The organism is Flavobacterium aquicola (genome assembly GCF_003385115.1).
GTDB classification, from domain to species: domain Bacteria; phylum Bacteroidota; class Bacteroidia; order Flavobacteriales; family Flavobacteriaceae; genus Flavobacterium; species Flavobacterium aquicola.
Map to the genome: position 1 here is coordinate 55,451 of NZ_QUNI01000010.1, position 13,782 is coordinate 69,232.

The 13,782-nt window shown below is 33.6% G+C and carries 11 protein-coding genes; 5 read left to right on the forward strand and 6 right to left on the reverse strand.

From position 1 onward, the window contains the following. Positions 1–62 precede the first annotated feature (62 nt). The 3 genes from C8P67_RS15845 to C8P67_RS15855 all read left to right on the forward strand — a co-directional run bounded on the left by C8P67_RS15845 (position 63) and on the right by C8P67_RS15855 (position 2,374). Positions 63–833: a tetratricopeptide repeat protein gene (locus C8P67_RS15845; RefSeq protein WP_245980477.1), complete on the forward strand. Its 771-nt coding sequence runs from the start codon at positions 63–65 to the stop codon at positions 831–833. A 177-nt stretch (positions 834–1,010) separates the two neighbouring features. Next, entirely contained in the window at positions 1,011–1,547 is a 537-nt protein-coding gene (locus C8P67_RS15850) for a hypothetical protein (protein WP_147298246.1), read from the forward strand. A 215-nt stretch (positions 1,548–1,762) separates the two neighbouring features. Continuing rightward, positions 1,763–2,374 (forward strand): hypothetical protein, encoded by a 612-nt coding sequence (locus tag C8P67_RS15855; protein ID WP_115814155.1) that lies wholly within the window; start codon positions 1,763–1,765, stop codon positions 2,372–2,374. Between the two features lie 103 nt (positions 2,375–2,477). Here the strand turns inward: C8P67_RS15855 and lpxB are convergent, their stop codons facing one another. The 3 genes from lpxB to surE form a co-directional block, all read right to left on the reverse strand. Further along, positions 2,478–3,590 (reverse strand): lipid-A-disaccharide synthase, encoded by a 1,113-nt coding sequence (lpxB, locus tag C8P67_RS15860; protein ID WP_115814156.1) that lies wholly within the window; start codon positions 3,588–3,590, stop codon positions 2,478–2,480. A gap of 100 nt (positions 3,591–3,690) precedes the next feature. After that, the gene (locus tag C8P67_RS15865; RefSeq protein ID WP_115814157.1) at positions 3,691–3,963 is read right to left on the reverse strand and encodes a hypothetical protein; all 273 of its coding nucleotides are present in this window, start codon (positions 3,961–3,963) and stop codon (positions 3,691–3,693) included. A 78-nt stretch (positions 3,964–4,041) separates the two neighbouring features. Next, complete coding sequence (surE, locus tag C8P67_RS15870; protein ID WP_115814158.1) at positions 4,042–4,824, reverse strand: 5'/3'-nucleotidase SurE; 783 nt, start codon at positions 4,822–4,824, stop codon at positions 4,042–4,044. Positions 4,825–5,038: 214 nt separating this feature from the next. On the opposite strand from surE, the gene C8P67_RS15875 reads away from it, so the two are divergent. Together C8P67_RS15875 and C8P67_RS15880 are read left to right on the forward strand one after the other, a co-directional pair. Beyond that, positions 5,039–7,282 carry a carboxy terminal-processing peptidase gene (locus C8P67_RS15875; protein ID WP_115814159.1) on the forward strand — a complete coding sequence of 748 codons (2,244 nt, stop codon included), beginning with the start codon at positions 5,039–5,041 and terminating at the stop codon, positions 7,280–7,282. Between the two features lie 225 nt (positions 7,283–7,507). Beyond that, positions 7,508–9,661, forward strand: coding sequence for a carboxy terminal-processing peptidase (locus C8P67_RS15880; RefSeq protein ID WP_394338661.1), 2,154 nt, complete (start codon positions 7,508–7,510; stop codon positions 9,659–9,661). A gap of 176 nt (positions 9,662–9,837) precedes the next feature. On the opposite strand, the gene C8P67_RS15885 is transcribed toward C8P67_RS15880, so the two are convergent. The 3 genes from C8P67_RS15885 to C8P67_RS15895 all read right to left on the reverse strand — a co-directional run bounded on the left by C8P67_RS15885 (position 9,838) and on the right by C8P67_RS15895 (position 13,781). Beyond that, positions 9,838–12,426 carry a sodium-translocating pyrophosphatase gene (locus C8P67_RS15885; protein ID WP_115814161.1) on the reverse strand — a complete coding sequence of 863 codons (2,589 nt, stop codon included), beginning with the start codon at positions 12,424–12,426 and terminating at the stop codon, positions 9,838–9,840. A 113-nt stretch (positions 12,427–12,539) separates the two neighbouring features. Then, positions 12,540–13,070, reverse strand: a complete 531-nt coding sequence (locus tag C8P67_RS15890) for an inorganic diphosphatase (RefSeq protein ID WP_115814162.1) — start codon at positions 13,068–13,070, stop codon at positions 12,540–12,542. A gap of 111 nt (positions 13,071–13,181) precedes the next feature. Next, a complete protein-coding gene (locus C8P67_RS15895; RefSeq protein WP_115814163.1) occupies positions 13,182–13,781 on the reverse strand; it encodes a DNA-3-methyladenine glycosylase family protein in 600 nt (199 codons plus the stop codon). Position 13,782: the final 1 nt, after the last annotated feature.

A 13,782-nucleotide genomic window follows, 5' to 3' on the forward strand; every position in this document is an offset into this window, starting at 1 on the left:
TGATTAAACAAAATTTGCACTTTGTAAGTTTGTGACTATTATTTTCTATATTTGAGAAAAGAATGAAACAATACAAACTTTCGCCAATCTGCCTGATTTTCGGTGTATATATGAATGTTTTCAGCGTATATAGTTGGCATACATTTAAAAAAACAGAAGGAGAAACCAATATGCAAATTATAATGAAGAAAATATTTTTTTTAATTATCTTAAGTCAACTAAGTTGCAAATCACAAACAGATTGTCCTGAAGGAATAAATTTACTACCAATGTATGGAGAAGTAAAGAAATGCGAGCAACAAATTGAATTGGATAATGAATTTATTTTAGAATCTGAAAAACAATTCAAAGACAGGAAAGAAGCTTCTGAATACTATGTGTCTAAAGGTTGGGAATATTTCTATAAAGATGATAATGATACATCTATGAAACGATTTAATCAGGCTTGGCTTTTAGACAAAACAAATCCACAAGTCTATTGGGGTTTTGGAAATTTATTAGGCAGAAAAAATGAATTCGAAAAATCTGTCAAATACTTACAGAAATCAATCGAATTAGAACCAAACAATGTAAAAGTTTACGAATGTATATCAACTAGTTACGGACAAATATTTTTTAAAACAAAAGATATTAAATACTTAAATCTAACAATTGAAAACTTAAAAAAAGCAATAAAAATTGAACCGAAAAATGGACGAGCATTAGGACAATTAGCCAGTTCATATGCTTATATAATGCAAAAGGATAGCTTAGCAAAATACATAAAAAAAACTGATGAAATTGATCCTAATTTTGTTAATCCAAAAGTAAGGGAAATCGCGAAAAAGAAATAAAACGCCTGCCAAAAGCCACTACAACGCATTTTGGCAATTAGCTTAATGGAAAGATAGTTTTGTATTTGAATGATTTGGCTAATCCGAAGAATGGGTTTAATTTAGTCCCAAACCCGCTGTAGAAACAGAACGTTGTGTGATATATAACCAAAGAGACACTAAAAAAACATCTAGAAAATGAAGATTACAAAACATCTCTTTTTTATAATAACATTGATACATCTATTAAGTTGTAACAATAATAAAAATATTGAAGTGACTAAAAATGAATCCAAACAAATAAAACAGACTCCTAAAAGTCTAGTCAAAAAAGAAGTTCTTAAACTTAGCGAAACAAACGAAAAATTATCAGGGCGATATTATGTGGAAAAATTTACATTTTTTGCAAAACAAGGATTTGATTTGACTAAAGTAAAGCCAATAAATGATTTCATTTTATATGAACTCAATTTTAAAAAAAATGGAAAAATTGAGTTTAAAGACTTAACTGAACGTTATGACTGTGGAAATGGAGTTATAAATTTAAAGAATTCAAAATTTTCTTCAAAAAACAATAATGAATATCTCATCGAATTTAATGGTGAATATGCATCAGAACAAAGATTCAAAGTTAAAGCTATATATCAATTGACCAAAATTGAAAAAGGTGGATATTTCTTGTATTTAAAAAAAGTAATCGAAGATAAGAGAGAACCGATATACGGTGATCAATAAACATTTCGCATTAAATATACATAACACAACAGCCACTACAACGGATTGGGCAATTGGCTTAATGGAAAAATGGTTTTGTATTTGAATGATTTGCTTCTCCTGTTCGCTATCGCTCGGGTGGCAAATCCGAAGAATAGGCTTAATTTAGTAAAACTCAATGATTTTAAGAAAGTTATGCGATATTTAAAGAAGTGCAAAAACATAAAAATGTAATAATGAAAGAAGTAATTCCAAAAACCATTATCTGTTTCGTTGCTTTTTTATTTTGCTCTTGTGAAAATCTAAACACACAAATTGAACAATATCCAAAAAAAAATGTGTTTGAAAGAGTTGCTACTTTTTCGATAGATTGGTCGGCAAACTTAAAAACTAAAAACTTATATTATACCAACGCAAGTATAATGCTAAATGACACTTTTTCGACTAAGCAATCAATCTGCTTGCGAAAAAATAAGTTTATAGCTAAATCCGTTAGTCCAAAATCAGAAGATTTTGTTTTATTTGATTTGGATTCTAAGATAAATGAAAATAAAAATATTGAAATTAATTATTTGAATTCAAAAAAGAATTTTAATTGTATTCTTCAGGACAAAATTATCACTAAGGAAAAACTCGAAGTATATATTTTTAGAATTAAAGATTGGGGAAGATATCCCGAAAGTTTAATTTTAGATTTAATTGTTTTAGTAACTAAAAAATATGGAGTAATTGGTTCATATTACACAGACAATAATTTAGAAGCAGAAAAAATAATGATTGCACCTGCGGGAGATTTATTAAATGAATATATAGATTATTCAAAAGTTCAAATAATGACTTTAAAATAAACATCACATAACAGCTACAACGGATTTGGGCAATTGGCTTAATGTAAAAAAAAGTTTCGTATTTAGGCGCTTCTATGACTGGCTAGGAACAATGAAATTTAAATTATTTTACAGCATCAACTATTAAATGTGCTGTTTTTTTGCTGGCGCCTATTCCTCCCAGTTTTTCTTCGAGCAGATCATAGTTTTCAAGCAGTATTTTGCGGTAATTGGGTTCAAGGATTTTGGTTAGTTCTTCGCGGATGCGTTTGGTGGAGCAATCGTCCTGAATTAATTCGGTAACCACTTCTCTGTCCATGATTAGGTTAACGAGCGAAATATATTTTAGCGTGATAATTCGTTTGGCTATTTGGTAGGAAGCCCAGCTGCCTTTATAACATACCACTTCGGGAACTTTGAAAAGTGCTGTTTCGAGAGTTGCTGTTCCAGAAGTAACTAAAGCTGCCGTAGAATTTCGCAGCAATGCATATGTTTTGTTAGAAATAAATTTTATGTTTTCACTCGAAATAAATTGCTGGTAAAATGTAAAATCCTGACTTGGCGCTCCTGCAATTACAAATTGATAATCGGGAAAATCACTAACAACGCTTAACATTACCGATAGCATTTTGCTTATTTCCTGTTTGCGGCTTCCAGGCAAAATGGCAATGATTGGTTTTTCGGATAATTGATTTTCGGTTCTAAAAGCATTTATATCTATGCTCGACTGATTATGTATGGCATCGATTAATGGGTGTCCCACAAAGGTGACAGGAAAATTATGTTTCACTTCATAGAAATCTTTTTCGAAAGGTAAAATCACATACATTTTATCAACATCATGTTTGATAGCTGTGATTCGGTTTTCTTTCCAAGCCCAGATTTGAGGCGAAATATAGTAATGGTTTTTATATCCGGTTTGCTTAGCCCATTTGGCTATCCGCATATTAAAACCAGGATAATCAATATAAATAATTACATCGGGATTGAATTGCGCAATGTCTTTTTTGCAGATTGTAATGTTGCTCAAAATAGTCTTTAGATTAAAAACTACTTCAATGAAACCCATAAATGCCAAGTCACGGTAATGCTTAACGAGTGTACCGCCTACATTTTGCATCAGGTCTCCTCCCCAAAAACGGATATCGGCCTGTGGATCTTCTTCATAGATTGCTTTCATTAAATTAGAGCCGTGTAAATCTCCTGAAGCTTCTCCTGCAATAATATAGTATTTCATTTTGTGAATTTTTTGGATGGACAAAGATAATATTTAGATTCTAAGACTCTAAGTCACTAAGATTTTTTTCTTAGAATCTCAGGATCTTAGAATTTTTTAATTACAGAAATAAGGTAGTAATGGTCAACGCAATAACTGCCAGAACGACACCTCTGGCCATTAATTCCTTATTCATTTTTAGTAAAACTCCAAAAACGATTAAATCGAGTATAGAACCAAGAGTGACAATTTTTCCGAGGTTGCCTTCGTTTTTCATCAGCTGTAATCCAATTATAAAATCGTTGTCAGTCACTAATGTAATGTAGAGAAACATTCCTAAAATAGAAGCGATGATTCCAATTATAAATCCGATGAGTAAGTCTGTTTTATTCATGTTGAGATAGTATTTGTTTTTGTAGTCTAACAACAAGTAATTGAAATTTCTTGAGAGCTGTTTGTGTTTTAGACTCATTTAGATTTCGTTCCATTTCCATGTATTAAGCTGCTGCATAGTATGATGCGCTGTCAAATCAAACTGTACGGGAACTACCGATATATAACCGTTTTCTAAGGCCCATTCATCGGTATCTTCGCCTTTGTCCTCGTTTATAAAATCTCCTGCAAGCCAATAATAATCTTTACCTTGAGGTGTCTGCCTTTTATCAAATTTTTGGTCATATTTTGCATTCGCCTGACGGCAGATTTTAATTCCTTTAATTTCTTTCTCTTTTAATTTTGGAAAGTTTACATTCAGGACAACTCCTTTTGGCAGGTTGTTTTTTAAAACTTCAAGAGCAATATTTTTGACGTAAGATTTAATTTGGGTAAAATCAGCATTCCAGTCAAAATCCAGCAATGAGAATCCGATACCCTGAATTCCTTCAATGCCAGCTTCCAAAGCGGCACTCATAGTTCCGGAATAGATTACATTTATAGAGGAATTTGTACCGTGATTAATGCCGGAAACACATAAATCTGGTTTTTGTTTAAGAATTTCGTTTACTGCTATTTTGACACAGTCTACTGGTGTGCCAGAACAGCTGTATTCTGTGACAGCATCCGAATCTTTAGATATTTTATTGAGATATAATGTGTTGTTAATAGTAATTGCATGCCCCATTGCGCTTTGTGGTTTGTCTGGTGCAACAACAATGACTTCTCCGATTTCGGCCATTATCTCTATTAAAGTTCGGATTCCCGGTGCCGATACGCCATCGTCATTTGTAACAAGTATTAAAGGCTTTTTAGTTTTCATCAGAAATTTATGTTTTAAAAGGCCAATTTTATAAAAAAATTGTGTTCAGGAACAAATGTAGTAACACAAAATCTTATATTGCGAACAAATAAAATATATTTTTGAACCTGTTTTTAGTAAAGGACAAAAATCTATTTTATACCTTTAACAAAAAATTATATAGCACTGTTGGGGGTTGGCATGGTTTTTAATGTAACTTAGTTTAAAAAAATTGATGAATTCTATAGTAAGTTTTATGAAAAGAAATTATAAAATACTCATAGCTGTGGTATGCCTTTCCGCTACCTTATTTGCCTTTAATATTAACTCAAAAAAAGCGATTGATCCGGATAGGGATAAATTGCTGTTGGAATTGCTGACGTTTGTGATTGAGAAAGGACATTATAATCCAGCTGTTATTGATGATGATTTCTCAAAAGGAGTGTACAAGGATTATATAGCAGCATTAGATCCGTCTAAGCGGTTTTTTCTGCAGTCGGATATTAATGAATTTTCTAAATTCGAATTGGAAATTGATGATCAATTGATTAATAAAGACTTGACCTTCTTCAATCTTACTTATGATCGTTTGATGCTTCGTATGGATGAAAGTAAGAAAATATTTAAAGATATTTTAAGTAAGCCATTTGATTACAGTATTGATGAGAGTTTTAACGTAGATTATGATAAAGCTCCATATGCTAAAAACAGTACAGAATTAAAAGAAAGATGGAGAAAACAAATAAAGTTATCTACATTATCATCTTATACAGATAAGCAAAAAATTGAAATAGATAAAAAGGGTGGGAAGGAAGTAGCTTTTACTGCAAATTTGACTATTGCAGAAAAGCAAAAACTAGAAGAAGAGAGAAAACTAAAGAATTCTAATTATGTTCCCAAATCGGATGCTGTTCTAGAAGCGGAAACTAGAGAAAGCTCATTGAATTCCCTGAATGATTCTTTTGCATTTATGAGCGAATTGAAAAGAGATGATTGGTTTACATTGTATATTAATTCAATTATGTCTCGTTTTGATCCGCATACTACTTATTTTGCTCCAGAAGAAAAAGAGCGATTTGATGTGAGTATGAGCGGTAAGCTTGAAGGTATCGGAGCCAGATTGCAAAAGAAAAATGACTATACAGAAATTTCAGAATTAATCTCAGGCGGTCCTGCCTGGAGAGGAAAAAAACTGGAAGCAGGAGATTTAGTAATGAAAGTGGCGCAAGGCAACGGTGTTCCAGTTGATGTTGTTGGCATGCGTCTGGATGATGTTGTTAAAAAAATTAAAGGGCCTAAAGGTTCTGAAGTTCGTTTGACAGTTAAAAAAGTAGATGGAACAATTCAGGTAATTTCTATAATAAGAGATATTGTAGAAATTGAAGAAACTTATGCTAAATCAAGTATAGTTGAAAAGAACGGTAATAAATACGGAGTGATTTATCTGCCTAAATTTTATATTGATTTTGAAAATAAAGATGGCAGAGATGCAGGAAAAGACATAGCGCTGGAAGTTGACCGTTTGAAAAAAGCAGGCGTAAATGGTATTGTTCTGGATGTGCGTGATGATGGCGGAGGTTCATTATCTACTGTTGTTGATATTGCTGGTTTATTTATTGAGCAAGGTCCAATAGTACAGGTAAAATCGGCAGGAAAGAAAAAAGAGATTTTGTATGATACTGATAAAAAAATTGAATGGGATGGACCTTTGGTAATAATGGTAAATGAGTTTTCGGCTTCAGCTTCAGAAATTCTGGCTGCTGCTATCCAGGATTATAAAAGAGGAATCATTATTGGAAGTAAACAGACTTATGGGAAAGGAACTGTTCAAAATGTAATTGATTTGAACCAATTTGTACGCAACAGTTCTGCAGGAGATTTAGGAGCATTGAAAACAACCACTCAAAAATTTTACAGAATAAACGGCGGTTCTACTCAGCTGGAAGGAGTAAGCAGCGATGTAGTAATGCCAGACCGCTATGCTTATTTAAAAATGGGAGAACGTGATGAAGAGAATGCGATGAAGTGGGATAAAATCGATCCAGCTCCATATACAGTTTGGAATAAAAATTCAAAATTTGATCAGGCTATTGCAAATAGCAGACACAGAATTGCAAATAACGTTCAATTTCAGCTGATTGAAGAGAATGCTAAATGGATTGACAGCAGAAGTAATGAGAATACTTACAGCTTGAATGCAGATAAATTTAAAATTGCTCAAAATCAAATTGAAGAAGCTGCAAAAAAGTTTAAACCAATTGTGGATTTTCAAAACAGTTTAAAATTTAATTCTTTGCCATACGAATTAGAAGAGTTTGGTAAAGATCCAGTTCTAAAAGAAAAAAGAGATAGATGGCATGAAAGTTTATCTAAAGATATTTATGTTGAGGAAGCTTTAAATGTACTTGATGATCTGCAGGACAAATCAATTGTGAAAAGTACCATTCCTGGAGATAAAAAAAAGTTAGTTAAATCATAAAATTTTTTTCAAAAATTATAAAAAAACGCTTCAATTGGTTGAAGCGTTTTTTTATGATATGTGTAATATATGGAGACTCATGATTCAAAAGTTGTTTTCGGCTCATTCATGTTCCAATATTTTATAAACAGACGGTTTTATATCTTTAACAAAATAGCTTTCATAAATGATTTTGATTTTAATGTAATTTAAATATATTTGATGAATTCTATCATTAGAACATTTATGAAAAAAAAATACTTAAGACTTGTAGTAATAGTAAGCCTTTCGGCTTTTTTACTTGGGTTTACTACTGCCTCAAAAAGACCGATTGATCCAGAAAAAGATAAATTATTACTCGAATTATTGACGTTTGTCATTGAGAAAGGACACTACAATCCTGCCGTTATTGATGATAATTTTTCAAAAGGCGTATACAAAGATTATATTGCTGCTTTAGATCCGTCAAAACGATTTTTCCTGCAGTCGGATATTAATGAATTTTCTAAATTTGAATTAGAACTTGACAATCAGCTGAATGAAAAAGATTTAACCTTTTTTAATCTTACGTATGATCGACTAATACTTCGCGTCAATGAAAGCAAAAAATTGTTTAAAGACATTTTAAGCAAGCGATTTGATTATACTATGGACGAGAGTTTTAATATCGATTTCGATAAAACGCCCTATGCTAAAAACAGCAGAGAATTAAGAGATAAATGGAGAAAACAGATTAAATTATCTACTCTTTCGTCTTATACAGACAAGAAAAAAATGGAAGAGGATAAGAAATTAAAGGACCCAGCATATGTAATGAAGACGGATGCTGTACTTGAGACAGAAACAAGAGAAAGTTCTTTGAATTCGCTGAATGAATCTTTCGGATTTATGAGCGAATTGAAAAGAGACGATTGGTTTACATTATACATCAATTCTCTTATGTCTCAATTTGATCCGCATACTTCTTATTTTGCACCCGATGAAAAAGAGCGTTTTGATGTAGGGATAAGCGGTAAGCTGCAGGGGATTGGTGCTTTATTGCTAAAGAAGAATGACTACATTGAGATTTCAGAACTAATTTCAGGAGGACCTGCATGGAGAGGAAAGCAGTTAGCAAAAGGAGATTTAGTTATGAAAGTAGCGCAGGGAAATGGTGTTCCAGTTGATGTTGTAGGAATGCGATTGAAAGATGTAGTGAAAAAAGTAAAGGGACCAAAGGGTTCGGAGGTTCGTCTTACTGTTAAAAAGACGGATGGTACAATTCAGGTAATTTCTATAATAAGGGATATTGTAGAGATTGAAGAAACGTATGCAAAATCAAGTGTAGTTGAAAAGAATGGTAACAGATACGGAGTTATTTATCTGCCTAAATTTTACATTGATTTTGAGAATAAAGACGGTAGGGATGCTGGTAAAGATATTGCTTTAGAAGTAGACCGTTTAAAAAAGGCTGGTGTTAATGGTATTGTTTTAGATGTTCGTGATGATGGGGGAGGATCTCTGTCTACTGTTGTAGATATTGCGGGTCTGTTTATTCAAAATGGCCCAATTGTTCAGGTTAAATCAGCAAAAAAAGAAAAAGAAATTTTGTATGATACCGATAAAAAAATAGCATGGGATGGTCCATTAGTAATTATGGTAAATGAATTTTCAGCTTCGGCTTCCGAGATATTGGCGGCAGCTATTCAGGATTATAAAAGAGGAATTATTATTGGTAGTAAGCAAACTTATGGTAAAGGTACTGTTCAAAAGGTAATCGATCTGAATCCATTTGTGAGTAATAGTTCTTTTGGAGATTTAGGAGCATTGAAAACTACTATTCAAAAATTTTATAGAATAAATGGGGGTTCTACTCAGCTTGAAGGAGTAAGAAGCGATATAGTGATGCCAGACCGCTATACTTATTTAAAAATGGGCGAACGTGACAAAGAGCATGCAATGTCATGGGATAAAATTGATCCAGCTTCATATACTGTTTGGGGTAATACATCCAAATTTAACCAAGCAATAATTAATAGTAAAGCAAGAATTGCAAATAACGTTCAATTTCAGCTAATCGAAGAGAATGCTAAATGGATTGACGCTAGAAGTACTGAAAACACTTATAGCTTGAATATCGATAAATTTAAAGTAGCTCAAGACCAGATTGAAGAAACTGCTAAAAAGTTCAAATCTATTGGTGATTACCAGAACAATTTAAAATTCAAATCACTTCCATATGAGTTAGAGGAGTTTGTTAAAGATCCAATTCTAAAAGAAAAAAGAGATAGATGGCATGAAAGTTTATCCAAGGATATATACGTCGAAGAAGCTTTGAATGTACTTGATGACCTGCAGATCAAATCAATTGTGAAAAACAGCATTCCTGGAGATAAAAAAGGAAAATTAGTAAAGACATAAAATCTTTAAGAGCTGAAAAAATATATAAAGCAACGTTTTGTTAAATTCTTGACTGTCTATAAAAATAGGTTAGGAATTATTGAAATACCACTTTTATAAAAAAGGCTTCGATATTATCGAAGCCTTTTTTCAGTTTATAGAATTTAAACCAACAAACTATTCTTGGAATTTGATGTTTATTCTATTGCATCAATTTGTGCCTGTACTTCGGCATCTGTTCCTTGAAACTTTTTAACAACTTTCATCCCATTAACAGAAGTGGTAACGGTAGCATTTACTTTGCCATTAATATTAGTTTTTTCAATTCTAATTTCATGATCTGAACTCATAGACATTGGTTTTTTAGCACAGCAGTTTTTCCCTTTTGGCTCAACAAATTTCCCGTCTTTATCATAATGTGACAAACACATTTCTTTTTGCTTAGGAGAACATTTTAGGCTGTCGCACATTTTAGCACATTCTTCTTTGGTCATTTTTGCGCATTTAGACATGTCGCATTTGCCCATCATCATAGCTCCTTTATCTGCATGGCATTCTTTCATTTTGATTTCTTTCTTTGCACAACAGCTGTCAGTTTCAATAGTACTGCTTCCGCTTCCTAAAATCGGAGCCATTACTAATCCTATCAGACAAGTTAATTTAATCAAGATATTCATAGATGGTCCTGAAGTATCTTTGAATGGATCTCCAACTGTATCTCCGGTAACCGCTGCTTTATGCGCATCAGAACCTTTATACGTCATTTCACCATTAATCATAACACCCGCTTCAAATGATTTTTTAGCATTATCCCAAGCACCGCCGGCATTGTTTTGAAAAACTGCCCAAAGCACTCCCGAAACAGTAACTCCAGCCATATAACCACCCAGCATTTCAGCGATTAACTGATTGTTATCTCCATAAACTAATTTTCCTAAAAGCACGATTGCAATTGGAAAACCTATTGTCAAAATACCCGGCAGCATCATTTCGCGCAAAGCGGCTTTAGTCGAAATATCCACACATTTTGCGTATTCCGGTTTTCCGGTTCCTTCCATAATTCCTGAAATTTCCTTGAACTGACGGCGTACTTCATACACCATGTCCATTGCTGCTTTTCCAACTGAATTCATCGCTAAAGCTGAAAAAACAACTGGTATCATTCCTCCAACGAAAAGCATTGCCAGTACAGGAGCTTTGAAAATATTGATTCCATCAATACCAGTAAAAGTCACATACGCAGCAAATAAAGCCAAAGAGGTTAAAGCCGCCGAAGCAATTGCAAACCCTTTTCCAGTTGCTGCTGTAGTATTTCCTACTGAGTCCAAAATATCTGTTCTGGTACGCACTTCTTTTGGAAGTTCGCTCATTTCGGCAATTCCTCCAGCGTTATCAGATATAGGACCAAAAGCATCAATAGCCAATTGCATTGCTGTAGTTGCCATCATCGCTGAAGCGGCTAATGCAACACCATAAAATCCTGCTAAAGCATAAGAAGCCCAAATTGCAGTTGCAAATAACAATACCGTTGGAAAAGTAGAAATCATTCCTGTTGCCAATCCTGCAATTACGTTTGTTCCTGCGCCAGTACTTGATTTTTGAACAATCGCCAATACTGGTTTTGTTCCCAATCCTGTATAATATTCGGTTACCGATGAAATGGCACCGCCTACGACTAAACCTATCAATGTTGCATAGAAAACATGCATTGACGAAATATCTTTTGAACCTTCGCCGAAGAAAGTCATGCTCATTGTTTCCGGAAGCATGTGCTGTACTAAGAAAAAACAAGCAATTGCTGTTAAAACAATTGAAACCCAGTTACCAATATTCAATGCTTTCTGCACTTGAGCTTCTTTGGCGTTTTCGTCAGTAATTTTAACGAGCATGGTTCCAATTATAGAAAACAAAATTCCAAAACCTGCAATTGCCATTGGTAATAAAATTGGCCCGATTCCTCCAAAAGCGTCCTGAATGTTTCCGCCCATGTCTTTTATTACATAATTTCCAAGAACCATTGCAGCCAAAACGGTTGCTACATACGACCCAAATAAATCGGCTCCCATTCCTGCAACGTCTCCAACATTGTCTCCAACGTTATCTGCAATTGTAGCAGGATTACGAGGATCATCCTCTGGAATACCTGCTTCAACTTTGCCAACTAAATCCGCACCTACATCGGCAGCTTTTGTATAAATCCCTCCGCCTACACGGGCAAACAAAGCGATGGATTCAGCTCCAAGAGAGAAACCAGCCAGAGTTTCCAAAACAACGGTCATATCTTCTGTTGAAGTCCATTCTCCGTTCATAAATATTCTGAAAAAAAGAATAAAAAAACCGGTTAAACCTAAAACGGCCAAACCAGCTACTCCTAATCCCATTACTGTACCTCCGCCAAAAGAAACATTCAAGGCCTGTGGTAAACTTGTGCGGGCGGCCTGAGTTGTTCTAACATTGGTTTTTGTTGCAATTTTCATTCCCATATTCCCTGCCAATGCGGAGAAAAATGCTCCAAAAACAAAGGCAACTACTATTAATATATTGGTTTTAACTCCAGGGATAAAAGTGATTCCAGCTAATACAACACTTGCGATTAATACAAAGACAGCTAATAATCGATATTCTGCCTTTAAGAAAGCCAAAGCCCCTTCATAAATATAATCTGATATCTCCTTCATTTTGCCATCTCCAGGATCCTGTTTTAACACCCAAGATTTTTTGACAGCCATAAAAATAAGCCCTATTATTGCCATGACAATTGGCACATAAATCATAATTGAATTCATAAATATTCATTTTGGTTCGTTAATAATAAAAAAAGTAATGGATAGCAATTTAACAAAAAAAAGCAACACTCTTTGCAGAGTATTGCTTTTTTTATAAATTCAGAGTGTAAAAATTATTTAATGCTAAATAATCCTTCTGCTTTATTTGGAATGTCATTAAAACGCTGTGTACATTCTTTGATGATATCAAATGCTTCATTCACATCTCCCCATCCTTCTACATCAACTTTTTTGTTTTCAAGATCTTTGTAAACCTGGAAGAAATGTTCAATTTCTTTCAATAAGTGAGGATTAATATCCGATAGGTTTTCTAATGAATTCCAGATTGGGTCAGAAACCGGTACACAGATAATTTTTTCGTCTGGTCCTTTATCATCAGCCATGTGGAAAACACCAATAGGTTTTACTTCTATTACACAGCCAGGAAAAGTAGGTTCGTTTATCAAAACCAAAACATCTAACGGGTCACCATCTAATGCTAAAGTTTCTGGAATGAATCCATAATCAGCTGGGTACATCATTGAAGAGAATAACATTCTGTCAAAACGCATTCTTTTTATTTCAAAATCGTACTCGTATTTATTTCTACTTCCTCTTGGTATTTCAATTAATACATCAAAAGTTTTTAATTTGTCTGCAGTCATTATTTTTTTGTCTTTTCTTAATTTTATTAACGACTGCAAAAGTAATCAAACAATACTTTTTTGCAATAAAAAAAGACAATAATGACTATAAAGTTTTTGTTAATTAACAATTTAATACACAATTGTCCTTTTTCGTTTTCTTAAATAATAATGCCAAAGCAAAAATGTTGCATAAGAGCGATATGGACTCCATTTTTCTGTGTGAATTTCCATTTCTTTCTTGTCATGAATGTCAAGCAGTTCTTTGATCGTATTGATGACTGCTATGTCGCCTAATGGAATTAAATCTGGCTCCTGCAGACAAAACATCAGGTAAATATCGATAGTCCAGTTTCCGATGCCTTTTAACCTGATTAATTCTTCCCGAACCTGCTGCGCTGATTTGACTGCTAAACTTTCAATATCAAGCTCTTTATCAAGAACAGCTTGGGCTAATATTTTTATATAATTAGTTTTTTGACGGCTGACTCCCAAAGCTCTAAACTCTTCGTCAGGCAAAACCGACATCGCTTCGGGACTGCAGTCTGTGTGTGCTTTTATTTTTAAAAAAGTAGCTTTGGCTGAATCTATAGAAACCTGCTGCTCTAGAATTAACAGCACCAGCGTTTCAAATCCTTGAGGTCTTCTTGGAATTGTCGGCAATCCGTAGGTATCAATTATGTGCTGAAATATAGGATCTTTTTGAAATAGATGGTCGATTGCTTCTTGCATA

Excerpts from the sequence above, each read along its gene's own strand:
- C8P67_RS15845 (WP_245980477.1), top strand. The coding sequence starts at position 63 with ATGAAACAATACAAACTTTCGCCAATCTGCCTGATTTTCGGTGTATAT.
- C8P67_RS15850 (WP_147298246.1), top strand. The coding sequence starts at position 1,011 with ATGAAGATTACAAAACATCTCTTTTTTATAATAACATTGATACATCTA.
- C8P67_RS15855 (WP_115814155.1), top strand. The coding sequence starts at position 1,763 with ATGAAAGAAGTAATTCCAAAAACCATTATCTGTTTCGTTGCTTTTTTA.
- lpxB (WP_115814156.1), bottom strand. The coding sequence starts at position 3,590 with ATGAAATACTATATTATTGCAGGAGAAGCTTCAGGAGATTTACACGGC.
- C8P67_RS15865 (WP_115814157.1), bottom strand. The coding sequence starts at position 3,963 with ATGAATAAAACAGACTTACTCATCGGATTTATAATTGGAATCATCGCT.
- surE (WP_115814158.1), bottom strand. The coding sequence starts at position 4,824 with ATGAAAACTAAAAAGCCTTTAATACTTGTTACAAATGACGATGGCGTA.
- C8P67_RS15875 (WP_115814159.1), top strand. The coding sequence starts at position 5,039 with ATGAATTCTATAGTAAGTTTTATGAAAAGAAATTATAAAATACTCATA.
- C8P67_RS15880 (WP_394338661.1), top strand. The coding sequence starts at position 7,508 with ATGAAAAAAAAATACTTAAGACTTGTAGTAATAGTAAGCCTTTCGGCT.
- C8P67_RS15885 (WP_115814161.1), bottom strand. The coding sequence starts at position 12,426 with ATGAATTCAATTATGATTTATGTGCCAATTGTCATGGCAATAATAGGG.
- C8P67_RS15890 (WP_115814162.1), bottom strand. The coding sequence starts at position 13,070 with ATGACTGCAGACAAATTAAAAACTTTTGATGTATTAATTGAAATACCA.
- C8P67_RS15895 (WP_115814163.1), bottom strand. The coding sequence starts at position 13,781 with ATGCAAGAAGCAATCGACCATCTATTTCAAAAAGATCCTATATTTCAG.